General features: G+C 53.6%; 22 protein-coding genes and 1 pseudogene. 15 read left to right on the top strand and 8 right to left on the bottom strand.

The window, feature by feature from the left end:
- The first annotated feature begins 178 nt into the window (after positions 1-178).
- From B2U47_RS11550 to B2U47_RS11520, 7 genes are all read left to right on the top strand, one after another.
- Positions 179-1,474 carry a glycoside hydrolase family 26 protein gene (locus B2U47_RS11550; RefSeq protein WP_296674461.1) on the top strand — a complete coding sequence of 432 codons (1,296 nt, stop codon included), beginning with the start codon at positions 179-181 and terminating at the stop codon, positions 1,472-1,474.
- A 59-nt stretch (positions 1,475-1,533) separates the two neighbouring features.
- Positions 1,534-3,600 carry an Ig-like domain-containing protein gene (locus B2U47_RS11545; protein WP_296674463.1) on the top strand — a complete coding sequence of 689 codons (2,067 nt, stop codon included), beginning with the start codon at positions 1,534-1,536 and terminating at the stop codon, positions 3,598-3,600.
- A 101-nt stretch (positions 3,601-3,701) separates the two neighbouring features.
- Complete coding sequence (locus tag B2U47_RS11540) at positions 3,702-4,052, top strand: DMT family protein (RefSeq protein WP_296674464.1); 351 nt, start codon at positions 3,702-3,704, stop codon at positions 4,050-4,052.
- Between the two features lie 95 nt (positions 4,053-4,147).
- The gene (locus tag B2U47_RS11535; RefSeq protein WP_296674466.1) at positions 4,148-5,098 is read left to right on the top strand and encodes an OmpA family protein; all 951 of its coding nucleotides are present in this window, start codon (positions 4,148-4,150) and stop codon (positions 5,096-5,098) included.
- Between the two features lie 26 nt (positions 5,099-5,124).
- Positions 5,125-6,282 carry a mechanosensitive ion channel gene (locus tag B2U47_RS11530; protein WP_296674468.1) on the top strand — a complete coding sequence of 386 codons (1,158 nt, stop codon included), beginning with the start codon at positions 5,125-5,127 and terminating at the stop codon, positions 6,280-6,282.
- A gap of 253 nt (positions 6,283-6,535) precedes the next feature.
- Positions 6,536-7,096, top strand: a complete 561-nt coding sequence (locus B2U47_RS11525) for a protoglobin domain-containing protein (RefSeq protein ID WP_296674469.1) — start codon at positions 6,536-6,538, stop codon at positions 7,094-7,096.
- Positions 7,097-7,109: 13 nt separating this feature from the next.
- Positions 7,110-8,345 (top strand): tetratricopeptide repeat protein, encoded by a 1,236-nt coding sequence (locus B2U47_RS11520; RefSeq protein WP_296674470.1) that lies wholly within the window; start codon positions 7,110-7,112, stop codon positions 8,343-8,345.
- Positions 8,346-8,357: 12 nt separating this feature from the next.
- Here the strand turns inward: B2U47_RS11520 and B2U47_RS11515 are convergent, their stop codons facing one another.
- From B2U47_RS11515 to B2U47_RS11500, 4 genes are read right to left on the bottom strand one after another with little or no spacing between them, the layout of a single operon-like run.
- Positions 8,358-9,137 carry a dienelactone hydrolase family protein gene (locus tag B2U47_RS11515; protein WP_296674471.1) on the bottom strand — a complete coding sequence of 260 codons (780 nt, stop codon included), beginning with the start codon at positions 9,135-9,137 and terminating at the stop codon, positions 8,358-8,360.
- A 19-nt stretch (positions 9,138-9,156) separates the two neighbouring features.
- Complete coding sequence (gene ispG / locus B2U47_RS11510; protein ID WP_296674472.1) at positions 9,157-10,377, bottom strand: flavodoxin-dependent (E)-4-hydroxy-3-methylbut-2-enyl-diphosphate synthase; 1,221 nt, start codon at positions 10,375-10,377, stop codon at positions 9,157-9,159.
- Between the two features lie 4 nt (positions 10,378-10,381).
- Positions 10,382-10,567 carry a DUF2283 domain-containing protein gene (locus B2U47_RS11505; RefSeq protein WP_296674474.1) on the bottom strand — a complete coding sequence of 62 codons (186 nt, stop codon included), beginning with the start codon at positions 10,565-10,567 and terminating at the stop codon, positions 10,382-10,384.
- Positions 10,568-10,576: 9 nt separating this feature from the next.
- Positions 10,577-10,807, bottom strand: coding sequence for a DUF4258 domain-containing protein (locus B2U47_RS11500; protein WP_296674476.1), 231 nt, complete (start codon positions 10,805-10,807; stop codon positions 10,577-10,579).
- 36 nt (positions 10,808-10,843) lie between these two features.
- On the opposite strand from B2U47_RS11500, the gene B2U47_RS11495 reads away from it, so the two are divergent.
- From B2U47_RS11495 to B2U47_RS11485, 3 genes are all read left to right on the top strand, one after another.
- Complete coding sequence (locus tag B2U47_RS11495; RefSeq protein ID WP_296674479.1) at positions 10,844-11,278, top strand: hypothetical protein; 435 nt, start codon at positions 10,844-10,846, stop codon at positions 11,276-11,278.
- 76 nt (positions 11,279-11,354) lie between these two features.
- Positions 11,355-12,443, top strand: coding sequence for an efflux RND transporter periplasmic adaptor subunit (locus B2U47_RS11490; protein ID WP_296674481.1), 1,089 nt, complete (start codon positions 11,355-11,357; stop codon positions 12,441-12,443).
- Positions 12,436-15,657 carry an efflux RND transporter permease subunit gene (locus tag B2U47_RS11485; RefSeq protein WP_296674482.1) on the top strand — a complete coding sequence of 1,074 codons (3,222 nt, stop codon included), beginning with the start codon at positions 12,436-12,438 and terminating at the stop codon, positions 15,655-15,657. The genes B2U47_RS11490 and B2U47_RS11485 overlap by 8 nt, the downstream gene beginning before the upstream one ends.
- Here B2U47_RS11485 and B2U47_RS11480 read toward each other — a convergent pair.
- From B2U47_RS11480 to B2U47_RS11465, 4 genes are read right to left on the bottom strand one after another with little or no spacing between them, the layout of a single operon-like run.
- Complete coding sequence (locus B2U47_RS11480; protein WP_296674484.1) at positions 15,644-16,240, bottom strand: ABC-type transport auxiliary lipoprotein family protein; 597 nt, start codon at positions 16,238-16,240, stop codon at positions 15,644-15,646. The genes B2U47_RS11485 and B2U47_RS11480 overlap by 14 nt on opposite strands.
- On the bottom strand, positions 16,237-17,169 hold the full coding sequence (locus tag B2U47_RS11475; RefSeq protein ID WP_296674486.1) for an MlaD family protein: 933 nt from the start codon (positions 17,167-17,169) through the stop codon (positions 16,237-16,239). Before B2U47_RS11475 ends, B2U47_RS11480 begins: the two co-directional genes overlap by 4 nt.
- On the bottom strand, positions 17,169-17,927 hold the full coding sequence (locus B2U47_RS11470; protein WP_296674487.1) for an ABC transporter ATP-binding protein: 759 nt from the start codon (positions 17,925-17,927) through the stop codon (positions 17,169-17,171). Before B2U47_RS11470 ends, B2U47_RS11475 begins: the two co-directional genes overlap by 1 nt.
- Positions 17,928-17,929: 2 nt before the next feature.
- A complete protein-coding gene (locus tag B2U47_RS11465; protein WP_296674489.1) occupies positions 17,930-19,051 on the bottom strand; it encodes an ABC transporter permease in 1,122 nt (373 codons plus the stop codon).
- Positions 19,052-19,154: 103 nt separating this feature from the next.
- Here B2U47_RS11465 and B2U47_RS11460 point away from each other — a divergent pair, with 103 nt between their 5' ends.
- From B2U47_RS11460 to B2U47_RS11440, 5 genes and pseudogenes are all read left to right on the top strand, one after another.
- The gene (locus B2U47_RS11460) at positions 19,155-19,511 is read left to right on the top strand and encodes a roadblock/LC7 domain-containing protein (protein ID WP_296674491.1); all 357 of its coding nucleotides are present in this window, start codon (positions 19,155-19,157) and stop codon (positions 19,509-19,511) included.
- 290 nt (positions 19,512-19,801) lie between these two features.
- The gene (locus B2U47_RS11455) at positions 19,802-20,128 is read left to right on the top strand and encodes a YkgJ family cysteine cluster protein (protein ID WP_296674493.1); all 327 of its coding nucleotides are present in this window, start codon (positions 19,802-19,804) and stop codon (positions 20,126-20,128) included.
- Positions 20,129-20,259: 131 nt separating this feature from the next.
- A pseudogene (locus tag B2U47_RS11450) lies at positions 20,260-20,727 on the top strand (YiiX/YebB-like N1pC/P60 family cysteine hydrolase); the annotation flags it as partial.
- Between the two features lie 349 nt (positions 20,728-21,076).
- A complete protein-coding gene (locus B2U47_RS11445) occupies positions 21,077-23,350 on the top strand; it encodes an acyl-CoA dehydrogenase (protein ID WP_296674495.1) in 2,274 nt (757 codons plus the stop codon).
- Positions 23,351-23,456: 106 nt separating this feature from the next.
- Positions 23,457-25,376, top strand: a complete 1,920-nt coding sequence (locus tag B2U47_RS11440; protein ID WP_296674496.1) for a 3-hydroxyacyl-CoA dehydrogenase NAD-binding domain-containing protein — start codon at positions 23,457-23,459, stop codon at positions 25,374-25,376.
- The last annotated feature ends 14 nt before the right edge of the window (positions 25,377-25,390 follow it).

Here is a 25,390-nt window from a genome sequence, read left to right as displayed (position 1 = left end):
CTCAAGCACCAACCACTCATCTGCCATAAACAACCGAACGTCGGCATTCAGTTTTCATAAAGCTAATCAATAAGCTCATAATCAAAATAATAAAAAATTATGATGAATGGCAAATTTCAATTGATCGAATCGCAATAATCCCAAAACACGAGTGTCCCAACACAAGGAGCTGTCCCCAATGGCTAACAATAACCATGCAAGCCTTGTTTTTGCCTGCTGTCTTGCAACCCTGACCCTGCCAGCTCATGCCAGTACAATGTTAGGAGCCTATATCAACCATGACGGTTGGTCGTTATCCGACATTGACAAATTCAACAGCACTACCGCAAAACCCGTTGCTGTTGTCAACCTGTTCACTACTTTTGATTATCACTGGGACAGCCTCAGTATACAGGCATCCAATATTGCAGCGCGGGGCGGCACTCCTATGATCACCCTCATGCCCTACCGTAACAACAACAACTCCATGTTGACAGCTATCGCTGCTGGCACTGAAGACAACTACATCAATAGCTGGATCAGCAGTTTCCGTAACTGGCGGGACAGTTATCCCTCAGACTCACGCCCCACCATCCTGTTGCGTTTCGGGCATGAGTTCAATGGCAACTGGTATCCTTGGAGCAATGACCCGGAAACGTTCAAGGCGGCATGGCGGCATATTCATGGCCTGTTTACCGCCGCCGGGGTCAATAACAGTGTGGAATGGGTCTGGTGCGCCAATAATGTCAACGTAGACGACTTTAACGACATTACCCGTTATTACCCCGGCAACGATGTTGTCGACTGGACAGGTATTGACGGTTACAACTGGGGCAGCAACTTTTCATTTTCGCGCTGGAAAACATTTGATGAAACATTCAGCTCTACCTACGTCAAACTGATCAGCAACTACCCTGACAAACCCGTGGTCATCGCTGAAGTAGCCTCAGCCGAACCTGGTGATTTGCCTGATCTGTCCAAAGGGCAGGATGGTAACGACAGCGACGCCAGCCAAAGCAAGGATATTTGGGTTCAAGACATGTATAACCGCATCATAGCGAGCTACCCAGCCATCCGTGCAGTTGCCTGGTTCAATACCAACAAGGAACTGAGCTGGGCACTGAATGAAACAAGCCTTTCCGGTTTACCCAATACCGGGCTGAATGGCTACAACAGTGCCATTACCAACAGTTATTTCCTCAGCACTTTCACCCCGCTGAAAACAACAACCAACAGCAGTACTGGCGGCAAAAAAACTGGCGGAGGCAAGCCCCGGAAAAGCACATCCACCAGTCTGGTGGCAGCAACCACCACGACTGCCACTACTGATAGGGAAAGCGCCATCACCGGACTTCAGCACACTATTGACATCAGCCGGATGCCCATTATCGTCGGCGAAAAACTGCTGGGGCTGGAAGCAGAAGGTTTCCGCCGATTACCACCTGATGCACTGAAAAACATTCGTCAAAACAGATTAAATATTAATCAATACTAGAGTACGATAAACAACATAATCAGGCTCGCCATCTACCAATAAATGCGAAGGGAGATAACATGCACTATTCAATCCACCGCAAAATCCTGTTAGGACTTTGTATTACCACCATCCTGATCAGTAGCGCCAGTACCCATGCGGCTCCTGCTCCGCAGTCACGCACTTATGGTATTGGCAACCCTTTCAAACTGGATGACCTCCCGCCTGGACTGTTACGCAACCAGTTGAAGGCATTACCCCCGCAAGCCCGTGACACAGCCATGAGCAAACTGGGCAGCCTTCATTTCCACTCCCACGATGTCCCTTACATGCGGGCTGACAAGGATGGTGGCATCTATTACGCTGACACCTATCTGCCGCAAGCCAGCAGGGATGCCGACATCACGGGTGTTTCCGGCACGGCAGGCACTGCCGCCATTACGGCTGCCGATGCTTTCAAGCTGCACAGCAAACCTGGCTCCAGCAAGATCATTTACCTGGACTTCGACGGGCACACCATCACCGGTACTGCCTGGAACAGCAACGGCAATACTTTCAATGCCTTGCCCTATGACCTGGATAATATCCCCGGCAGTTTCAACGATACGGAAATTGCCCGCATTGCAGAAATCTGGCGGCGGATTGCAGAAGACTACGCCCCATTTGATGTGGATGTCACCACGGAACAACCTGCCAGCTTTGGCCCCACGGTTGGGCGCATCCTGATTACCAATAACGTGGATGCCAACGGTCAGGCCATGCCATCCTCCACTGCTGGCGGGGTTGCCTATGTGGGCGTGTGGGGACAAAGCAATTACCACACCACCTATTCACCTGCACTGGTCTACTACAACAACCTAGGGGGTGGACGTGCCGACTACGTGACCGAAGCTGCTTCCCACGAAATGGGGCACAACATGGGGCTGTCACATGATGGAACCAGCACACTGGGCTACTACAACGGTCACGGTACGGGTTTCACCAGTTGGGGGCCGATCATGGGAACCGGCTACAACCGCAACGTTAGCCAGTGGAGCAAAGGGGAATATCCCGATGCCAACCTGAGCCAGGATGACATTTCCCTGATTGCTGGCAAGGTCAGCCTGCGCGTTGATGACCATGCCGACCAGCGTTCCACCGCTACACCGCTGGTGGTGGATGCCAGTGGCAACATCATTTCCACCACACTGGTGGATGACCCTGCAAACCTGAATGCTGTCAACAAAGGTATCGTCGGCACACGTACTGACGTGGATATTTTCAGCTTCTCCACCAGTGGCGGGTTGGTGAGCCTGCAAGCCACCCCGGCACGCGAAGCTGCCAATACCCGTGGCGGCAATCTGGACATCCAGCTTTCCCTGTATGACCAGTTCGGCAACCTGATTACCTCTGACCAGCCTGTTGATGATACCCATGCAGCCATCAGTACTACTCTCGGGGCAGGCTCCTATTATCTGGCGGTGGAAGGTGTGGGCAGGGCTGCGGTTGGCACGGATTATGGCTACAACGATTACGGCAGTATCGGGCGATACAGCATCAACGGATCCTTGCCACAAAATACCGACACCAATCCACCGACTCCCAACCCTATGGACTGGGCCAGTCTGCCTGCTGCCCTTGACCACCAGCGCATCAGCATGACAGCGGTGACGGCTACCGATGACGTGTCATCCGTACAGTATTACTTTGACTGTGTTTCCGGTGGTACGGGCTGTACAGACAGCGGCTGGGTAGCCAACCCATCCTTCACTGCTACAGGTCTGGCGGCTGCCACCACCTACACCTACCAGGTCAAGGCACGGGATGCATTCGGCAATGAAACCGCAGCGTCAGCAACAGCATCTGCCACCACCGCCACAGCACCAGTCGTCAACCAGCCACCGCGTGCCGTTGCCGATAGTGCTACCGTGACGCGCAATACCACTGTGTTGATCCCGGTTCTCAGTAACGACTCTGACCCTGAAAATGACACACTGACTGTCACTGCCATCAGCCGTGCCACCAAAGGCACTGCCACTATTACGACTGACAAGAAACAGGTTTCATACAAAGCGGGCAAGAAAACAGGTAGCGAAACCCTTACCTACACCATCAGCGATGGCAAAGGTAACACAGCAACTGCCAAAATCACTGTAACCATCAAATAGTAAACAGTTGCAACCTTGAGGCCGGGTACTCGTGACCCGGTCTTTTTGTTGCCTGACGATCACGGCATAATCGCACCTCCAGTCCCGGAGGTATCTGTTCCATGCATCCTGTTGTCACCAGCATCCTGTTACTGTTATGCAGCAATGTCTTCATGACGTTTGCCTGGTATGCCCACCTCAAGGAACTCAACCACAAACCCTGGCTGTTTGCTGCCCTGCTAAGCTGGGGTATTGCCCTGTTTGAGTATTTGCTGCAAGTCCCCGCCAACCGTATTGGTTATACCGTGCTGAGTGTTGGGCAACTCAAAATCATTCAGGAAGTCATTACCTTGAGTGTCTTTGTCCCTTTCAGCCTGCTTTACCTGAAAGAGCCTCTCAAGCTGGATTATCTGTGGGCTGGTTTATGTTTATTGGGGGCAGTTTATTTCATGTTTCGCGACAAAATTAACTAATGAAGATAATTAGTAATTAAATAGTTAATAAACAAAAAAATCCCTGAAAATTTGTCTAGACTTGGTAGAAACAGATTGCCAAGGGAACGGCGAATATGACAGAAAATTCAATGGATCAAGATGATCTGAGCGCAGTGCAGGAATATACGATAGCCGGTATTGTCCTGCTGCTATTCAGTCTGCTTTATTGGTTCCTTAATCAGGAAAACACGACTTCTGCTGATATTCTCCAACCGCAAAAACTGTCCGAAACAAGCCTGATACCTGAGCGCGACAATAAAACATCCAGTATTCAAACTGGATTAATTTCGCCCGCACCTCCTGTTTCCAACAACACTATCCCGGCAATAACCCAGTCAGCCTCCTGGCAGAGCGGCGCAGAAGACACCACAACAACCGTTACCAGTACAACACCTGTCGAAACACCAGCCGCGATACCTGTCGATACGCAACCCACCGCCCTGATGCAGGCTGAAATCGAACGACTGCAAGCTGAAAATGCCGTACTCAAACAGGCAGAAACAGCACGGCTACAAATGGCGCAAATTGCCCAGCAACAAGCAGCAGCAACCAGCGACACCCAGTCTGCAATGCAACAGGCAAATGCCCCACCCAGTTATACCCTGCCTGACGGCAGCAGCGTAACACTTGCCCCCAGCGGCTTTGAACCAGCCCTGCGCGATACCATACGCCAACAGGTGCACAATACACCGCTGGTATTTGACAACATCCAGTTCGACTCCGGCTCGACCAGCCTGCACGCTTCCTCAGAACAGCAATTAAAAGCTGTTGCTGCCTTGCTGCATCAAAATCCCAACATCAAGGTCATGCTGCGCGGGCACTCAGATGACATAGGGCAAGCCGCCAACAATGCCCAGCTATCCCTGCTACGTGCCAATAGCGTGGGGCTGGCACTCGTCAATCTCGGCATAGACCGGCAACGCATCCGTATCATGGGCATGGGCGCATCCCTGCCACTGGAGAGCAATGCCACCGAAGCAGGTCGCCAGAAAAACCGGCGCATCGACATTTCCATCATCGAATAACCCCCTTCATCGACAGGAGTAACACTATGGAAGGTTTGTTATCCCCCCTCACCAGCGCATTGGGGCCCATTGCATCAGGCAAGCTGGGGCACGCCCTGATTGGCCTGCTGATCCTGATCATTGGTCTAATCCTGGTGAGTTTCGTCGCAGGGCTGTTCAAGCGCTTGCTGGGACACGTCGGTTTTCTGGAACGCACCCATCTGGCGACGCCGCTGGCATCCTTGGTCAAGGCATTGCTGACCATTTTCGTGCTGATGGCAGTACTGCAACACTTCGGCCTGACCGATGTACTTGCACCTCTCAAGGACATGCTAAACAAATTCCTGACAGCCATTCCCAACATCATTGGTGCAGGCATCATTGCCTACGCAGGCTGGATGATTGCCAAAATCGTTTCCGAACTGGCTGGATTGGGCTTGCACAAGCTGGATCGGCAAATCGCCCTGAAAACCAGTAACCCCAACCTGAAAACTGCTAAGCTGGGCAGTGCGTTCATCTTTGCTGCCATCCTGATTCCGATTGCGGTTTCTGCCCTTGGGGTATTGAACATCCCCTCCATCACCGAACCGGCTTCCGACATGCTCAACAAACTGTGGGCAGCTATCCCCAACATCATTGGCGCAGCCATCATCCTGACTGTCACCTGGTTTATTGCCAAGTTTGCCATTGCCTTGCTAGATGGGGTGCTGGCAGGCTTACAGGTTGACAGCCTGCCAGAGAAACTGGGCATGACAGGGCTGTTTACACCATCGTTTACCCCGCGCAAGCTGATCGGTGGCGTCATCATGTTTTTTGCCATGCTGGCAGCGGCAACGGCTGCGGTCAATACACTGGGCATTGACATCATTTCCACTATTTTCGCCAAAGTACTGGAATTTGGCGGCGGCATCCTGATTGGTGGCATCATTCTGGTTATCGGCTACTTCCTGAGCACACTGGCTTATAACAAGTTGCAACAATACAGCAGTGGCAGTCTCGCCAACATTGCCCGCATAGCCATCCTGGGGCTGGTGCTGGCGATGGGGCTGAAAGCCATGGGGTTGGCAGACAACATCGTCAACATGGCGTTTGGTTTCACCCTCGGTTCCGTAGCAGTGGCCGCAGCACTTGCCTTTGGTTTGGGTGGGCGCGAAGCTGCCAAACGAGTTACCAACGAATGGGCTGACAAAATCAACAAGCATTGAGCACCATCCCTGCTCGTCCCGCGAAGCCCAATCTCAGGTTGGGCTTTTTTATTGCTTGCCGCTCCATAGGCACACTGCACAACTTTATCGGAAATTAATCTGCATTCTGCACAGCTACTGCTAAACTCCAGTAATTCACCTGAACAGCACAAAAATACAACAAAATTGCTGTTTGTTTCAGGTAATACCCCATTCAGGGAAGAGTCCCAGATATAACGTAACAAGGACAGTTTCAACCAAGGAGTAGACGCTCATGCAACCCATCGGCATGCAAAACCTCTGTTACTACGCCCGCCAGTTTGCCGGGATAAATGACGACAAAATTAACATCTTGCGTCAGGTTTACCCTGATGTCAGTGAGCGCCTACAGGAAGTCACCGATACCTTTTATGCTCGCTTGCAGGAAATCCCCAAAACCCATCCCTTTCTGGAAGGCCGCATTGACACCCTGAAAAAAACCCACGTTGCCTGGCTGCATGAGCTGTTTACCAGCGACTTTGGTGTAGACTATACCTCCAAGCTGTATCATGTTGGTGATGTGCATGTGAAAGTCAAACTGCCGGTCGAATTCATGGCAGGTGCCATGACACTGATTCAGGGGGAACTGGCACGTATTTTTGGCGAAACCTACCGCAACGACCAAGACAAGCTGATCAAGGCTATCCAAGCACTGAATGCGGCTGCCGGATTCTCGCTGCTGATCATGCAGGAATCGTATCAGTCATCCTCAATGGCAGAAGAGCTGGAAAAATTCTTGCGCATTACTGGCATGAGTCGGGTGCTGTTCAACAACCTTGCCAAAGCCTACCGCTGAACAGGAAACCCGCATGAGCCAGGAAAACGACATTGTTGAGCGGATGAGCAAACTGGAGGCCGAACTTGCCTCACTCAAAAACAATCTGGAGGCTCGCACCCGGCATCCGCTGGAAAAAGTCAGGAATGTCGCCAAATTCTTCCTCTCCTACTGGACACTGTTTTCCTTCCTGTTCGCGGTGGTAGTGATGATCTACGTGAAATACACGTTTGACATTGATTACTTTGAAAATTACCGCAGTGTTGCTGAAATCCGTAACCTGTCGGATTTCCACCGCAAAATGGGCGATGAATTCATGGGCAAGACCGAATGGCAAGCCGCCCAGAAAGCCTATGAACAAGCACTAGAGATAGACAAAAACAACATGCAAGCTGCCTATGGACTGGTCAAGTCACAGGTTTTCCAGCCACTGGAGGGGGAAAAGTTCTATTTCCCAGAAGTGGTCAATACCCGCCTGAATTACCTGTCGGAGTACTTCCCGGATGACTACCTGCTTTCCTACCTGCGGGCGACTTATTATGTCGACAAGCACGAGCTGGTGCAGGCTCGCCAGTGGTTCGAGAAATCCATGCAGCAAAACCCCGACTACTCGTGGAACCATGTCGCGATGGGCTACATCCAACAGCAGGAAGGCGATTTTGAAAGTGCCATCAATTCCTTCCAGCAAGCCATCAAGCTAGACCCGGAAAATGAAACCGCCAACAGCAATCTGGGTTACGCCTATCTTTACAGCGGCAATTTTGCAAAAGCCATGCAGCACTTGCAGGCCGCCACCATCATTGCCCCCGATTTCGCCACCTATTACGGGCTGGCGGATACTTACCTCTACCAGAAAGACTTTGCCAATGCGCTTTCCTACCGCCAGTACAATCTGGAAAAAGCCGACAAGAATGCCGAAGGCACGCAACGATTCCTCAAATCTGCCGGTTTGTGGATGTACGGTTTCATGCCGCTCAAACCGGGTGACAAGGAAACCATCAAGCGGTTTGTGCAGAGTTCCGGCCTCGACAACCAGCGGTTGCTGATCTATTTCGCCGCCAGTCTGGATTATGCTTTCAACAAGGATTTTGCCCAAGCTGATGCCCTGTTCAAAAAAGGCATGGAAGGCGACAAGGAAAAACTCTTCCACGACTTTTTCCTGCACAAGATTGTGTCGCTGCAAAACTTCCTAGAGCCGGAAGCGGAAATCAACCAGTGGCTGGAAAGCCGCAAGGCAGAACTGTCAGGGGCGGAAAACCCGCCCAGCTAACAGTGTCAGGGTTTACTTGAAAATTTCGCCGAAAAAGTCCTGCATTTCTGCCCAAGAACGCTTGTCCGCCTTTTCGTCATATTTCAGGTTGTCGATACCGTATTTGCCTGCATCCGGGTTGGTGAAGCCGTGGCGAACCCCGCTCCCGTAGCCGACAAACTGCCAATCAGCGTTGGTTTTATCCAGTTGCTCAGTGAACTTGTTGACGGTGGCAGGAGGAACCATCGCATCGGCATTGCCGTGGAAAGCGAGGATTTTGGTTTTGATTTCCGAACCATCCGGGGCTGAGGGCAGCGCACCGTGGAAGCTGACCACACCATCAATATCCGTGCCGCCGTAAGCCATTTGCAGGATCGTGCCACCACCGAAACAATAACCGATTGCCGCCAGCTTTTCCGTATCGGCCTTACCACTCTTTTTGAGTTGCTCCAGACCGGCATTGGCAGTAGCCCGCCATGCGTCCACGTCGGAGGTGACTTCCGTCATCCATTCCTTGGCCTGTTCCGGCTTATCGGTGACTTTGCCATCGCCGTACATGTCGGCAGCGAACGCAACGTAACCCAGTTCCGCCAGCATTTCAGCACGTTTTTTGGCGTAGTCGTTCAGCCCCCACCATTCATGCACCACCAGCACGCCGGGGCGCTTATCGGTTTTGGCATCATCGTAATACAGGTAGCCGGTGTATTTGGTACCTTCGTGCTCATAGGATACGGCTTCGCTTTTGACGGCAGCCATCACGTTGCTTGCCAGCAGGGACAAGCCAGCGATTGCCAACAGGGATACTTTCTTCATTTAACACTCTCCTTTGGTTTTATGCGTAAGTTCGCTGCACATAAGTTTCCACCAGAGCCTGGAACTCCTGCGCAATATTGTCGCCTTTCAGCGTCACGGTTTTCTGCCCGTCTTCATAGACTGGCGCAACCGGCGTTTCACCGCTGCCCGGCAGGCTGATACCAATGTTAGCGTGTTTGCTTTCGCCCGGCCCATTGACCACACAACCCATGACAGCGACCGACATGCTTTCCACCCCCGGATACTGGTCTTTCCACACCGGCATCTGTTCACGCAACCAGCCCTGGATTTGTTCAGCCAGCCGCTGGAAGTAATCGCTGGAAGTACGCCCACAGCCGGGGCAAGCCACCACTTGCGGCGTGAAGGAACGCAGTCCCAAGGCTTGCAGGATTTCCTGACCGACGATGACTTCTTTCTCGCGCTTGGCGTGCGGCTCGGGTGTCAGGGAAATGCGGATAGTATCACCGATGCCCTCCTGCAACAGGATCGACAGCGCAGCAGTGGAATAAACAATCCCCTTGCTGCCCATACCCGCTTCGGTCAAACCAAGGTGCAGCGGATAATCGCAACGGCTTGCCATATCACGATAAGCACGCACCAGCCCTTGCACTTCGCTGAGCTTGCAGGAAAGGATAATGTGGTCATGCGGCAAACCGTATTCCTCAGCCTTGGCGGCACTAGTCAGGGCCGATTCGATCAGCGCTTCATGCATCACATCGTAGAGTTCCAGTGGCTGGGCAAGCTGGTTGTTTTCGTCGAGTTTTTTCGCCAACAGCTCCTGATCCAGTGACCCCCAGTTGACGCCGATACGTACTGGCTTGTCATAACGGCAGGCAAATTCGATCATTTGCGCAAATTGTTCGTCGCGCTTCTTGCCGCGCCCGACGTTGCCGGGGTTGATGCGGTATTTGGCGAGAGCTTGCGCACATTCCGGCACGGCAGTCAGCAACTTGTGACCATTGAAATGGAAATCGCCAATCAGCGGCACATCGCAGCCCATCTTGTCGAGTTGCTCACGGATGACGGGCACTGCTTGCGCGGCTTCCATACTGTTGACGGTAATACGCACTAGTTCGGAACCAGCACGGGCAAGTTCTGCACACTGGATGGCAGTACGCAGCGCATCAGCCGTATCGGTGTTGGTCATGGATTGCAGCACGACGGGGGCATCGCCGCCGACGGTGATGTTACCGATTTTAACAGGGACAGTACGGTGACGTGGGATTGGAGTGTTTGCCATGTTGTCATGCTGCCTTTTTCATGGGTAATTCGGCACGTTTACTGACGTACAAAACTTCGATGCCCAGCACGTTACCATTCTCGTCATAGTCAAACATCATGCCTGGTTTGACTTCTTCGGTTTTCGCCACTTCGCCTTCCGCAAGCTGGATGTACATGGCATCTGCCATTGGATCAAATTCAATTTTCATGGTATTAACCTATTCAAAGTAGGCTGTCACGATCGTAACAGGCTCAATGGATTCATTATAAATGACCCGCAAGCGCTTGAAACCTTTCTCTGGAATTTCTTTCAGAGCGTGAACCAGCGAGCCATCTTCGGGATCATTTTCAGTCTGATCAGGAAACACCAAAGCCGCGCTGATCCACTCCAGCTTGATCCCCCGCTGCTGGAGGCGTTTTCTGGCATGATCACTCAACCTGTATTGCATATTTATTATTCTCCGGTTGTTCTGGATTGGGGCATTATGCCCGATCATGCGACAATTGGCAGTGACCTGATTGTAGTTGACCACACCATGAAAACACTATTTTCCCTGATCGAATCCCCTGTTCACCCCAACTTCAGTGCGCTGTACCAGCAGCTTGGCATCCACGAAGAACGCTTCACCTCTGCCCGCAAGTTGCACAAGGCTTTGCAGCAGCAAAAACCGGACTTTCTGGTGGGGGAATTCATCTACGGCTACGGCAACAACTACGCTGGAGCCAATGTATGCAACCTGGATGTGACCTTGCGTGCATTGCAGCGTTTTGCTCCACAAACCAGGGTCATTATGTTTGTCCACCCTTCAGAAATGCCGTATGTGGAAAAACTTACTGCCTTGTTTTCCATCACAATGATCCTGACTTATCCCGTATCAGAACAAACAATGTGCAATTTCCTCCAGACTTGTAGTGCCTGATTGCGTACTACGGGAATATCGTATATAAGAATATGCTTATATAACTTTATTCTGATTATGATTTAGGGGTATTGCCATGAGATTTTTTTCAGCATGGGTACTGATTGTCAGTTTGGGCATTATCGCTGGTTGTGGGGAATCAACGGCGGAACAGGCCAAACCTGCTGCCAGCCAGAGCGCAGACCTGCAAACGGCACAGGTAGCTGCCGCCAATTCACAGGCGTTACATTATCTGGATGGGCACGTAGAGGCAGTCAATCAAAGCACAATTTCTGCCCAAACCAGCGGTACTATCGAACAACTGTTCTACGACGTGGACGACTATGTGGAAAAAGGCAAAGTAATTGCCCGCATCAAATCCAAAACCCAACAGGCTGGTGTTCAACAGGCACAAGCATCACTGGACGAAGCTCAAGCCCGTTACAAGGAAGCACAAGCTGAATTCAAACGTATCAGTGATATTTACGCCAAAAAGCTGGTTCCCAAAGCCGATTACGATGCTGCCGAAGCCGGTTTGAAAGCCGCTGAAGCCCGTCTGGAAGCTGCCAAAGCGCAAGTCTCGCAAGCGGGTGAACAACTGGGTTATACCACCCTGATAGCCCCTTACGGCGGCATTGTCACCAAGCGCCACGTGGAATTAGGTGAAGCTGTCAACCCCGGCACCCCCATCATGTCGGGCATTTCCCTCAACCAGATGCGGGTCACGGTGGAAGTACCTCAACGTCTGATTACAGCCGTGCGCAAGGAAAAGCACGCACTGGTGTTTCGTGACGAATCCCACCAGCCTTTGCCCGTCAAGGATTTAACCTTTTTTCCTTATGCCGACCCAAAAACCAACGCATTCAAGGTACGCATCGAGCTGGAAGACGGCATTCAGGACTTGTTTCCCGGCATGTTCGTCAAGGTCGCATTCGTGCTGGGTGAACAGGAAGGCGTGGTCAGCGTACCGGAAAGTGCCGTTGTCACCCGCAGCGAAGTCATCGGCGTTTACGTGATCAATGCTGACGGCAAGCCTGCCTTGCGCCAGATCCGCTTAGGCAAAAAGCTGGATGAAATCAACATCAGCGTGCTGGCAGGGCTGGAAGCTGGTGAAACCATCGCGCTCGACCCGGTACAAGCCGCCATTTCCCTCAAACAGCAAGTGACCGGGGTGCAACATGAGTGAAACAAAACTCGGCATTTCCGGTGCAATTGCGAAAAAATTCCTGACCACGGAAATTACCCCGTTGCTGGCGCTGGTCGGCTTGCTGCTTGGCCTATTTGCGGTGATGGTGACACCACGCGAGGAAGACCCGCAAATCAACGTGACTTTCGCCAACGTGTTTGTGCCCTTCCCCGGTGCAAGCGCCGAACAGGTGGAAAGCCTGGTCAGTACCCCCGCCGAACAGGTGTTGTCAGAAATCGAAGGGCTGGAACACGTTTATTCCACCTCGATGCCGGGCATGTCGGTACTGACGGTACAATACAAGGTGGGTGAAGACCGGACAGCGGCGCTGGTGCGCCTTTATAACAAGATTGCTTCCAATCAGGACTGGCTGCCGCGCAATCTGGGTGTCGGCACACCACTGGTCAAACCCAAGGGTATTGATGACGTGCCGATTGTAGCGCTGACCTTGTGGACGGAAGATGATAAACGTGGTGCTTACGAACTCAATCAGGTGGCACACGCGATCGAAGCCGAACTCAAGCGCGTGCCCGACTCACGTGACATTTACACCATCGGTGGCCCGCAACAGGTGGTGCATGTTTTGCTGGATGCAGAAAAACTGGCTGGACACGGCATTTCCCTGTCCGACCTGCGCAATGCCCTGCAAGCCAGCAATTCTGCCCGTGATGCGGTTTCCCTCGTCAACAACAACGAGGAAATCCAAGTACAGGCTGGCACATTCCTGATGGATGCTGCCGAAGTTGGCGAACTGATGGTGGGCGTATTCGATGGCAAACCGGTATTCCTCAATGACGTGGCAGAAGTGAAACGCACCGCCGATACACCGGAAGCCTATGTCAGTTTCGGCACGGGTGCAGGAGCCGAACACAAGGCGTTGCCCAACGGTATCCGCGCCCCGGCGGTGACGATTGCCGTTGCCAAACAACCGGGAACCAACGCAGTCGACATTGCCAACAACGTGATTGACCGTTTCGAGAAGCTGCGCGGCACGTTTGTGCCGGATGGTATCAATGTCACTGTTACCCGCAACTATGGCGAAACAGCCCAGGCCAAGTCCGAAAAGCTGATCAGCAAGCTGATCATTGAGACTATTGCCGTCATCCTGCTGATCTGGCTGGCACTGGGCTGGCGTGAGGCACTGATTGTGGGTGCTGCGGTGGTCATTACCCTCGCCGTTACGCTGTTTGCGTCGTGGGCATACGGTTTCACCCTCAACCGGGTATCGCTGTTTGCCCTGATTTTCTCGATCGGCATTCTGGTGGATGACGCCATCGTGGTGGTGGAAAACATCCACCGGCACATGCAGCAGGGCGGCAAGAAACTGCTGGAAGTGATTCCGCTGGCAGTGGATGAAGTGGGTGGTCCAACCATTCTGGCGACCTTTACCGTGATTGCCGCCTTGTTGCCGATGGCATTTGTATCCGGGCTGATGGGGCCGTACATGTCACCGATCCCAATCAATGCCAGCATGGGAATGCTGGTTTCCCTAGCGGTTGCCTATGTGGTAACGCCCTGGATGACTGGCAAAATGCTGGCGAAAGTCGATTTCAGCCATCACCATGAAGACAACAGCAAACTGCACGGCTTTTTCAGCCGCATCATGTCACCGTTTCTGGATGACCAACAAGGAGGCAAACGCCGTACCACCCTGTTTGTGGTGATTACCTTGCTGATTGTGCTGTCGGTATCACTGGCTGGCTTCAAGCTGGTGGTACTGAAAATGCTGCCATTCGACAACAAGTCGGACTTCCAGGTGATCCTCGACATGCCGGAAGGTACTTCCCTGGAACAGACCTCGCGTGTCCTCAATGAAATGGCAGATTATCTGGGCAAGATAGAGGAAGTGACCGATTACCAGATTTATGCCGGGACTGCCGCACCGATCAATTTCAACGGACTGGTACGCCAGTATTACCTGCGTGAAGGTTCCAACGTGGGTGATATTCAGGTCAACCTGACCGATGCGCACGGGCGTAACCGCCAAAGCCATGCGATTGCACTGGAGGTGCGCCCCCACTTGCAGGCCATTGCCCAGAAATACCACGCCAACGTGAAAGTGGTGGAAGTCCCACCCGGCCCACCGGTCATGTCACCGATCGTGGCGGAAGTCTACGGGCTGGATTACGCCGGGCAAATCGAGGTTGCCAAACAAATCCGGGGCATATTCCAGCAAACGGACGACATCGTGGACATCGACGACAGCGTGGAATACCCGCAAAAACGCTTGGTGGTACAGGTTGACCGCAGCAAAGCCGCGTTGCTGGGCGTGTCACAGGATGCGATTGCATCCGCCGTGGATACCGTGCTGCGGGGTGAGGATGTAGTGTTCCTGCATGGCAAAGGCATCAAATATGCCGTCCCCATCCGGGTAGAATTCCCGGTTGCCCTCAAGGACAAAATGGATTCCGTCCTCGCCGTGCGGGTACGCAGCCAGTCGGGCGAACTTGTGCCCATGTCGGAACTAGTCACGGTGCAGGAAACCACCCGTGAACATTCCATCTACCACAAGGACTTGCTGCCCGTGGTCTATGTAACGGGAGACATGGCGGGGGCAACCGATAGCCCCCTGTACGGCATGTTCGGCATTTTCTCCGGTATCAAGGATTTGTCCGTCTATGGCAATGACATCAAGCAACATTTCATTGCCCAGCCGGATGACCCTTACCTGTACGGCATGAAATGGGACGGCGAATGGCAGGTGACTTATGAAACCTTTCGTGACATGGGGATTGCTTACGCAGTGGGAATGATCTTGATCTACCTGCTGATTGTGGCGCAATTCCGCTCCTACATGGTTCCGCTGGTAATCATGTCGCCCATTCCGTTGACCATCATCGGGGTCATGCCGGGCCACGCCCTGCTGGGAGCACAATTTACCGCAACGTCCATGATCGGCATGATTGCCCTAGCGGGAATCATTGTACGCAACTCGATCCTGCTGGTGGATTTCATCAATGAACAGGTTCGTGGCGGGATGGCGCTAAAAGAAGCCGTGATCAACTCCAGTGCAGTACGTGCCAAGCCAATTGCACTGACCGCACTGGCAGCAATGGTGGGAGCATTCTTCATCATTGATGACCCGATCTTTGGCGGGTTGGCAGTGTCACTGATTTTCGGAATACTGGTATCCACCGTGCTGACGCTGGTGCTGATTCCATTGATGTACTACCTGTACGCCCGCAACCGGCTGGCATTGATTACGGCTGCATAGCCGTCAAGTCAAGGCTCAACTGCTGGATAATCCCGCTCACGGCAAGATTCATGGCTTCAACCAGCTTGCCGGTACTGAGCGGGATATTGTCCTTGCGGATGTCATACCGGTGCTGCATCAGCACTTGCTGATCCTGCACCCGCACCTGTATGGCTTCCATACCCAATACAACCGCCGCACTGCCCTGCCCTTGCGGCGGATATTCAGCCTGAAACCGGGATACCCGCAACAACAGCTTGTAATTCCCCGTCTTGCCCAGCAACTGGTCAGATACGGACTGGAACGCCCCACTGCGTGACAAGCCATCCAGCAACACCCCATGCAGATAAACCGACAAGTCATCAGGCCAGCGGCTGTTGGCAATGAAATCCTGCTGGAAATTAGCCTTGACCAAGGCAATGCGAGTGTTATCCAGTTCGGGGGCAACCTCCAGTTTCGGCAGATACAGGTGCATGGCAGAACGCCGGGGGGCTACACTGACCTGAGGGGCAAGGCGATAGACTTGCTCCCCAGGCAGGTCGCTTTTCAAGGGAACCGAACAGGCTGTCAGCAACAAAGGCAGCAATAAGGCAAACAGTTTCATGGCGGCAACACCGTTCCCTGCGGGGCAGGCTGGTAAAGGATTTGTGAAGGGTTCTGTTCCAGCCGGTCGCTCAACTGGCGGATGGCAGTAACCGTTTTGCGCGATTCATTGAGCAGTTGCTTGAGGTTTTCGCCACCTTCACCCAACAGTTCGTTGACCTTGCCTTCGTTGTTGACTACTACGCGGTCAACATCCCGCAGCAGGGTATCCAGCCGTTGTGAGGTGGTGCGGATGGCAACCAGCGTAGCCTGCAACTCCTTCATGCTAACTGCCAAACCTTGTTCCGAACGGCTGACCGTGCCATTCACCTGTTTGATCAGGGTTTGCAATTGCTCACTGCTTGCTTGCAGGCTGTTAGCCAGTGCTGGCAAACCGGCTGAAACCGTATCCAGATTTTGCAGGATGGCAGCGAAATGCTGGCGGTTTTCTTCATTCAACACCGCATTGGCAGACTGGATCAGGGTCGCCAGCTCCTTTTCCAGATCGGGCAGGCTTTGTACCAGGGCATCCATCGCCGTCAGCTTGGTGGGTAAAACCAGCAACTCGCCTGCTTTTGCCGCTAATGGGGCTGGTTTTATCCCCATTTTTTGCTCAAGGTTAAGGAAAGGCACACTGGTCAACCCCTGCAAGCGCAAGACGACTTCGGTCGCCGTGTTCACTGGGGTATCCTGTTCCACGGCAATTTCAACCCCGACCTTGGCTGGGTTGTCCGGCAACAGGAATACCCGCGTGACTTCACCTTTCTTGATTCCCATAAAACGCACTTCGTTACCGACCTCCAACCCTTCCACCGGAATGTCGAAATGCACCGCATAGGCATGGGTAGCAGCAGAAGGACGGTCGTAAAACAGCCCGGCGAACAATGCACCCGCCATACTGGTCACGATGATGAACAGCCCGACCACAAAATAGTGGGTATCCCGCTCCATTAATGCTCCCTTAGCAATACTTGCGCACGCCCGCCACCGAAATATTGCTGAATGACTGGGTGTGGGTTTGCCAACAGCTCCCGCAAACTGCCTGCAATGACCTGTTTGTCAACCAGCATGGCGATACGGTCACAGGTTGAGAATAGACTATCCAGATCGTGCGTCACCATGACAACCGTCAAGCCGAGGTTGCGATGCAAAGTGGCGATAAGCTGGTCGAATTCCTCCGCCGATACCGGGTCAAGCCCAGAGGTTGGCTCATCCAGAAACAGTACTACCGGGTCAAGCACCAGCGCCCTTGCTAGTGATACCCGCTTGACCATACCACCTGACAGTTGCGCCGGATACTTGCGGGCAACGTCACGTTCCAGCCCGACCATTGCCAGCCTTACATACATCAGCTCTCGCGCTTCGGTTTCTGTCAGGCTGGAAAACTCCCGCAATGGAAACCGGATATTGTCCGCCACCGTCAGGGATGAAAACAGCGCCCCTTTCTGGAACATGACACCCCAGCGGCGTTTCAGGCAGGCAAAATCCTTGTCCGGCATCGACATCAGTTCCTGCCCGCCGAAATGGATTTCACCGCTATGCGGGCGGTTCAACCCCAGAATGGTACGCAGCAATACCGACTTGCCGGAACCGGAACCACCCACAATTCCCAGTACTTCTCCCTGCATGATGTCCAGATTCAGCCCGTCATGTACCCGTTGCGTGCCAAACTGGTTGGTGAGGTTGCGGATGCTGATCAGTGTACCCATGCCTAAAACCCCAACCGGTAGAACAGGATGGAAAACAGTGCATCCAACACCAGTACCAGAAAGATGGCATCCACCACCGCCTGGGTCGTGTGCTTGCCCAGACTTTCGGAAGAACCACTCACCCGCATTCCCTGCCAGCAACCAACCAACGCAATCACCACTGCAAAAAACGGCGCTTTGATCAAACCGGCAGCGAAGGTGCGGAATTCAATATTGGCTTCAATCCGGTTGAAAAACTGTACAAACGAAATATCGAGAATGGTGGAGGAAATCAGGGCTGCCGCTGCCAGCGCCACTATATCGGCAATAATGGTCAGCAACGGCAAGGCAATCACCAGCGCCACCAGCCGGGGAACCACCAGAATCAGGAACGGGTCACTGCCCATCACCCGCAGTGCATCCACTTCCTGATTGGTTTTCATCAGGCCAATTTCCGCTGCAAACGCACTACCGGAACGCCCCGCCACCATGATGGCGGTCAGCAGCACGCCCAGTTCACGCAGCACCGAAATAGCCACCATATCCACCGTGTACAGTTCCGCTCCCAGATCGCGCAACTGCCCGCCGCCCTGATAGGTAATGACGATGCTGATCAGACAGGCAATCAGCCCCACAATCGGCACGGCACTGATTCCGGTCGCAAACACGTGATGAAACACAGCACGGGTACGGAACAAATGCGGTGACAACAGGCTGACAAACAGGGCTTCCAGACTGTGCCCGAAAAAGGTAATGCCGGAATGCCACACCTGCCCAAGGTGAAGCAGTTTCTCCCCCAGACCCTGCACGGGCTGACGGAACAAGGACACCGCCTGTTGCCGGAGACGCGGCGGCGTTACCACATCTGTTGTGACTGCGGCGAAATAGTCGAGGTATTCTGCTGGAAAATCGTGGAAATAGACCTGCTTGCCCTGCTGTTGCCATTGCTGCGCTTGCCGGTAAATCAACCATGCCGCAGTAATATCCAGTCGGGAAACCGCCTGTAGCTGCACGGTAATATGTGCCACTTCTGGCACAAGCGCAGCCAACATGTCACGGATTTCCCCTGCCTGCTCAAAACACCACTCGCCCTGCAAATGGAGGAAAAGGCTGTCATCCTGCCGTTGTTTTTCTAGATGAATCATTCACTATGCCCATATTGGATTTAATGCGTACTATACTTGCAATAATTTTAGAAAAATCTAATAAACCAACCCTCTCACTCGGAATTAATGGGGATAAGAAAACATGACTCCAGACACACTAGGTCAAAAGCTGTCGGTCTTCAATACGGAGGTTTCTGGTATTGAAGCCTCTGCCATCATATCCACCACTGGCGTTATCCTATCCTCAGCACTGCCAACCAGCGTGGACGAAGACAAGATCAGTGCGATGAGTGCAGCACTGTTTACCTTGGGTATCCGCACATTGGAACTGGCTGCTTGCGGTGATTTCAGGCATGTCGTTGTGACCGTAAATGACCATTACCTGCTACTGGTTCCTGGCGGAAAACAGGCATTGGTTGCCCTGTGGATCAATGGAGCGGACTATCTGGATTCTGCTATCCAGGCTGCTGACCAGTTTTTCCCTGTACAACAATCATGAACGGGTTGCTGGTTTGCTATACATTCCACTTGTTCACTTTGTAGTCACTTTGCTCGTGATACCTTGATCTACATCAACAAAAAAAACGATCGGGACTGGTACATTTCACCATGTAGTGTGTTGGTTTACCAAGTCTGCGACATACCATCTCAAATAAAAACAAGATAGTTGGGGATACGATTAAAATGACTGCCGAATACAAGATCATCATGGCGCTATTGTTTGTCACTTTTGTCAACATGCTACTGGCGTGTAAGCCATTTGCCTGATGTATGCAACCTAGCCCCTGCATGACCTGCGGAGCCTGTTGTGCCAGCTTCCGTGTATCGTTTTACTGGGGTGAAACCGATGCTGCCCCCGGCGGGCTTGTGCCCGCCCACCTGACCCAGCCTATCAGCCCCCATCTCGTTGCCATGTTGGGAACCCATCAGGCACAACCTCATTGTATTGCCCTGCAAGGCACACCGGGGCAACAAGTCAGTTGCAACATTTACCCGCTGCGCTCTTCCACTTGCCGGGAATTCACTGCCTCATGGGAAAACGGTCAGCACAACCCGGTTTGTGATCAGGCTCGCGCCCGTTACGGCTTGCCCCCGCTTTGCCCACCTTCTGTCTGAAACGGAATTAAATCACAGATTTGCGGGTCTATATCCACTAGAATCATTGAGTAGTACCATACAGAAATAATCAGGTATTCCAGCAGGCGCGACTTTCGAGCCTGCGCCTGCGGACACCGTAGGAGTGAGATATGCTTGCCGGAATCCGCCATTCTGTTTCGCATTGTACCGACTGGTTGTGGCAACAGGGTATTGGCTGGTTAAACACCATCCCGCGTGAAGAAGACTTCAGCGCCCTGTGCAATTTCGAGTTTCTTGAACGTGAAGTACGCCCCGCCGATGTTATCCTGTTTGCCGGTCAGTCGCGTGTCAGCAAAGTCATCCAGACGGTTGTCCTGTCGCCGTGGACACACGCTGCCCTGTATGTCGGGCGTCTCAATGACATCCGTGACCCACGGGCACGTTCGCGGCTGGCCGCACATTATGATGGCGACCTGAGCGAACCTTTGGTGATTGAATCCCTGCTGGGGCAAGGAACCATCGTTACCCCACTGCGTCATTACCGCAAAGAGCATTTGCGCATCTGCCGCCCTGCATCCCTGACCTGGCAGGATGCTGACAAGGTGGTGAATTTTGCCATCGAACATCTGGGCATGGGTTACGACGTGCGCCAGTTGCTGGATCTGGCGCGTTTCATGTTCCCGTATGCGATTTTGCCGCGCCGCTGGCGTTCCAGTCTGTTCCAGCACAATGCAGGGCAACCGACCCATATTGTGTGTTCCAGCATGATTGCCCGCTGTTTCCAGCAGGTGCATTACCCCATCCTGCCGATTGTGCATAACCGACGACAGGACGAAGTAAGGTTTTACGAGCGTAATTTCCGTTTGTTTACGCCCAGTGATTTTGACTACTCACCCTATTTTGCCGTCATCAAATACCCGGCGTGGAATGCGGGGCAGGAACCTGCCTACCGTACCTTGCCCTGGCATCAGGAGAAGGAGGATACTCATGAACTGGCTAACCAATTACCGCCATCAGTACATCACCCGCCCGATCATGCGGATGATGAAACAGCAACTGCCACCCATCTCGAAAACCGAACAGGAGGCGCTGGACAGTGGCAACGTCTGGTGGGACTCCGAACTTTTTTCCGGCAAACCGGACTGGCGGCATTTGCGCGACCTGTCCATCAGCAAACTGAGCGCTGAAGAACAGGCATTCATTGACGGCCCGGTGGAAGAACTGTGCCGGATGCTGGATGACTGGCACATTACCCACGAGCGTTACGACCTGCCGCCCGCCATTTGGGCTTTCCTCAAACAACACCGTTTTTTCGGCATGATCATTCCCAAGGCATACGGCGGGCTGGGGTTTTCCGCCCGCGCCCATTCCGATGTGGTGATGAAAGTGTCCAGCCGCAGCGCAACCACTGCCGTGACCGTGATGGTTCCCAACTCGCTTGGTCCTGGCGAGCTGCTGATCAAGTACGGCACTCAAGCCCAGAAAGACCATTATCTACCCCGACTGGCAGACGGGCGGGACATCCCCTGTTTCGCCCTGACCGGGCCGGAAGCGGGCAGCGATGCCGGTTCCATCCCCGATAGCGGAATCGTCTGCCGTCAGGATTTCAACGGTGAGCAAGGTGTGCTGGGCATCCGCCTCAACTGGGACAAGCGCTACATAACGCTAGCACCGGTTGCCACCTTGCTGGGGCTGGCATTCCAGCTTTACGACCCGGATCATTTGTTGGGTGACAAGGAGGAAATGGGCATTACGGTCGCGCTGATTCCTACCAGCCACAAAGGGGTGGAAATCGGCACACGCCATTTCCCGCTCGACATTCCTTTCCAGAACGGCCCCACACGCGGGCGTGATGTGTTTGTGCCGATGGACTGGCTGATTGGCGGGGTAGCACAAGCAGGCAACGGCTGGCGAATGCTGGTGGAATGCCTGGGCGAAGGGCGCGGCATTTCCCTGCCCGCCCTGTCGACCGGCGCTGCCAAAGTGGCGTCACGTTATACCGGCGCGTATGCACGGGTACGCCAGCAATTCGGAATGCCCATCGGCTATTTTGAAGGTGTGGAAGAACCGCTTGCCCGCATTCTCGGCAATACCTACCTGATGGATGCCGGGCGTATCCTGACTGCCACCGCCATTGACCAGGGACAACGTCCGGCCGTGATTACCGCCTTGCTGAAATACCAATTGACCGAACGGATGCGGCGGCTGATCAATGATGCGATGGATATTTCCGGCGGGGCTGGCATTTGCATGGGGCCATCCAACTATCTGGCGCGTGCTTACCAGTCGATTCCGATTGGCATTACCGTGGAAGGTGCAAATATCCTGACCCGCTCGCTGATCGTGTTCGGGCAGGGTGCAATGCGCTGCCATCCGTGGTTGCTCAAGGAAATCCAGGCGGTACAGGCTGACGATCTGGCGGCTTTCGACCATGCGTTCACCGGGCACATCAGGCATGTTTTCGCCAATCTCGGGCGCAGCATCTGGTACGGGCTGAGCAACGCCATGCTGGTGGTTTCCGGCACGCCGTATACCCGCCGTTATTACCGGCATCTGACCCGGCTGAGTAGCCAGTTTGCCCTGCTGGCGGATTATGCCGCCCTGTCACTGGGTGGTAACCTGAAACGGCGCGAACGTTTGTCCGGGCGCATGGCGGACATCCTTGCCAACCTGTACCTGTGTTCCGCCACCCTCAAGCACTTTGAAGACCAAGGAGAACCGGAAGCGGATCTGCCGCTGATGGAATACGCTTGTACCCTGACCATCCACCGGGCGCAACAGGCAATGCTGGCAGCCTTCCACAACCTGCCGATACCATGGCTGGCAAAAACCTTGCGTACCCTGATGTTCCCGTATGGCAAACCGTTCCACCCGCCACATGACAAGCTGATCCACCGGGTCGCGCAACTGGCACTGGAACCTTCCGCCACCCGCGACCGTCTGACCGCAGGCGTCTACATCACCAACGACCCGGCAGACCGCATGGGGCGGATTGAAGATGCCCTGCATAAAACGCTGGCAGCCGCAGATGTTGAAAAGCAGCTACGCAAACTGATGAAAGACGGCAAACTGACAGCCCATACAGCGGCTGAGGCGATGCTCGAAGCCAGGGACAAAGGCTTGCTGGACAAATTCAGTGTGGAAAAACTGCTGGCAGCCCGCAAGGCGGTGCTGAATGCCATCCGGGTGGATGACTTCCCGGCGGAGTATTTCCGCCAGTCAGGTATGGAACCCTTACAGGAGCAGCAACAAACCGGGTAAAGTGTGCAGAAATTGCAAGATTGTTAATCATACAGCAATCAATCCTTGTTAATATCGGTGCATCGGTAAACAGAAGGGCATTTGCTGAGATGGGAGAGGTTTTTGCGTGAACGGGTTTCAACACCTGCAACTAACCGTTGACGAGCAACGTCTGGCGTGGCTCAGTCTGGACGTGCAGGGAGAATCGACTAATCTGCTCACACCTGCCGTACTCGCCGAACTTGCGCGTGCCTGCACTGAAATTCGCTCGCTTAAGCCGCGTGGGCTGGTGGTTGGTTCCGCCAAACCCGGCAGTTTCGTCGCAGGTGCTGACATCAAGCACTTTACCAGCCTCACCAGCAATGAACAGGCTTTGGCATTCATCCGCCAGGGGCAGGCTGTTTGCCAACAGTTTGAAGATTTGCCTTGCCCAACCCTTGCCATGATTGACGGCGTTTGTCTGGGTGGTGGCATGGAGCTGGCGCTGGCACTGGATTACCGCATCAGCAGCACCACACCCGACACCCGGCTAGGTTTGCCGGAAGTCAAACTCGGCATTCACCCCGGTTTTGGTGGCACGGTGCGTTCCATCAGCAAACTTGGCGTGCTGAATGCGATGGACATCATGCTCACCGGCAAACTGTTACGCCCGCAGCAAGCACAAGCGCTTGGGCTGGTAGATAACTGCGTGCCTGTGGAACGCCTGCGTGAAACTGCCATCCAGACCCTGCTGACACTGCCCGCCAAAGCCAAAGCACCGCTGCATGTCGCTGCCATCGGCAAACTGGCCCCTTCGCGCAAACTGCTTGCCATCAAACTGCGCCAGCAGGTTGCAGAACAAGCCAGACCGGAACATTACCCCGCACCCTACTCCCTGATTGACCTGTGGGAAAAACACGGTGGCAACCCTGTGGATATGTATCAGGCTGAAGCCCAGTCTGTCGCCCAACTGGCGATGGGTGCAACAGCCCGCAATCTGGTGCGAATCTTTTTCCTGCAAAACCGTCTGAAAGCCTTTGGCGACAAGCGACAGTTCCAGCCCCGACATGTCCATATCGTGGGTGCAGGCACAATGGGCACTGCCATTGCCGCGTGGTGTATACACCACGGCTTACGTGTCAGCCTGCAAGACCGCGCCCCGGCGGCACTGGCAAATGCCACCGCACAAATGCCGCAAGCCAATATGGATACCCTGCTGATAGACCCGCACGGCGCACAGGTCAGCAAGGCAGACGTTATCATCGAAGCCATCAGCGAAAACCCGCAAGCCAAACGCCAGCTTTTCGCCGAACTGGAACGCAAAGCCCGTGCCGACGCTATCCTTGCCACCAATACCTCCTGCATCCCGCTGGAAGACATCAACAACAGCCTGCGCGAACCCCGGCGACTGATTGGTTTGCAGTTTTTCAATCCGGTCAGGCAAATGCCACTGGTGGAAATTGCCCACGAGCCTGACGTGCAGGATAGTGATCTACTGGCGCGTGCCTGTGCCTTTGTCCGTCATATCGACAAACTGCCGTTGCCAGTCAAAAGCTCCGCCGGTTTTCTGGTCAACCGTATCCTCATGGCTTACCTGCTGGAAGGTATACGCCTGCAACAGCAAGGCATTCCTACCACCATCATTGATGCCACCGCACGCGATTGTGGTATGGCAATGGGGCCGCTGGAACTGGCAGATGTCATCGGGCTGGATGTTTGCCAGCAAATTGGCGAAATCCTCCAACGCAAACTGGGGATGGAACTGCCCCTGAGCATTTACCACCTAACCAAGGCAGGCAAACTGGGGAAAAAAAGCGGCGAAGGTTTCTACCGTTACCGGCACGGCAAAATGATGAAAACCGAAAAAGCCACATGGAACGGCAACCACACTTCGCTGCAATCCCGCCTGATGGAACCGATGATCCGTGAAGCCCATATCTGTTTGGAACAAGGTATTGTGGAAGATGCCGATCTGGTGGATGCCAGTGTGATTTTTGGTATGGGGTTTGCGCCATTCCGGGGTGGGCCGCTGCATTTCACTGCAACAACCAGGATGACATTGCCGTAACAAGAAAAAGTTTT

The organism is Thiothrix sp. UBA5583, from assembly GCA_002425225.1.
Classification (GTDB): Bacteria; Pseudomonadota; Gammaproteobacteria; order Thiotrichales; family Thiotrichaceae; genus Thiothrix; species Thiothrix moscowensis.
The sequence above is the reverse complement of the archived record's forward strand: the minus strand, read 5'-3'. Positions and strand labels throughout refer to the sequence as shown.

Coding starts and splice junctions, on each gene's coding strand:
- B2U47_RS11550 (WP_296674461.1), top strand. CDS start 179: ATGGCTAACAATAACCATGCAAGCCTTGTTTTTGCCTGCTGTCTTGCA.
- B2U47_RS11545 (WP_296674463.1), top strand. CDS start 1,534: ATGCACTATTCAATCCACCGCAAAATCCTGTTAGGACTTTGTATTACC.
- B2U47_RS11540 (WP_296674464.1), top strand. CDS start 3,702: ATGCATCCTGTTGTCACCAGCATCCTGTTACTGTTATGCAGCAATGTC.
- B2U47_RS11535 (WP_296674466.1), top strand. CDS start 4,148: ATGACAGAAAATTCAATGGATCAAGATGATCTGAGCGCAGTGCAGGAA.
- B2U47_RS11530 (WP_296674468.1), top strand. CDS start 5,125: ATGGAAGGTTTGTTATCCCCCCTCACCAGCGCATTGGGGCCCATTGCA.
- B2U47_RS11525 (WP_296674469.1), top strand. CDS start 6,536: ATGCAACCCATCGGCATGCAAAACCTCTGTTACTACGCCCGCCAGTTT.
- B2U47_RS11520 (WP_296674470.1), top strand. CDS start 7,110: ATGAGCCAGGAAAACGACATTGTTGAGCGGATGAGCAAACTGGAGGCC.
- B2U47_RS11515 (WP_296674471.1), bottom strand. CDS start 9,137: ATGAAGAAAGTATCCCTGTTGGCAATCGCTGGCTTGTCCCTGCTGGCA.
- ispG (WP_296674472.1), bottom strand. CDS start 10,377: ATGGCAAACACTCCAATCCCACGTCACCGTACTGTCCCTGTTAAAATC.
- B2U47_RS11505 (WP_296674474.1), bottom strand. CDS start 10,567: ATGAAAATTGAATTTGATCCAATGGCAGATGCCATGTACATCCAGCTT.
- B2U47_RS11500 (WP_296674476.1), bottom strand. CDS start 10,807: ATGCAATACAGGTTGAGTGATCATGCCAGAAAACGCCTCCAGCAGCGG.
- B2U47_RS11495 (WP_296674479.1), top strand. CDS start 10,844: ATGCCCGATCATGCGACAATTGGCAGTGACCTGATTGTAGTTGACCAC.
- B2U47_RS11490 (WP_296674481.1), top strand. CDS start 11,355: ATGAGATTTTTTTCAGCATGGGTACTGATTGTCAGTTTGGGCATTATC.
- B2U47_RS11485 (WP_296674482.1), top strand. CDS start 12,436: ATGAGTGAAACAAAACTCGGCATTTCCGGTGCAATTGCGAAAAAATTC.
- B2U47_RS11480 (WP_296674484.1), bottom strand. CDS start 16,240: ATGAAACTGTTTGCCTTATTGCTGCCTTTGTTGCTGACAGCCTGTTCG.
- B2U47_RS11475 (WP_296674486.1), bottom strand. CDS start 17,169: ATGGAGCGGGATACCCACTATTTTGTGGTCGGGCTGTTCATCATCGTG.
- B2U47_RS11470 (WP_296674487.1), bottom strand. CDS start 17,927: ATGGGTACACTGATCAGCATCCGCAACCTCACCAACCAGTTTGGCACG.
- B2U47_RS11465 (WP_296674489.1), bottom strand. CDS start 19,051: ATGATTCATCTAGAAAAACAACGGCAGGATGACAGCCTTTTCCTCCAT.
- B2U47_RS11460 (WP_296674491.1), top strand. CDS start 19,155: ATGACTCCAGACACACTAGGTCAAAAGCTGTCGGTCTTCAATACGGAG.
- B2U47_RS11455 (WP_296674493.1), top strand. CDS start 19,802: ATGACCTGCGGAGCCTGTTGTGCCAGCTTCCGTGTATCGTTTTACTGG.
- B2U47_RS11445 (WP_296674495.1), top strand. CDS start 21,077: ATGAACTGGCTAACCAATTACCGCCATCAGTACATCACCCGCCCGATC.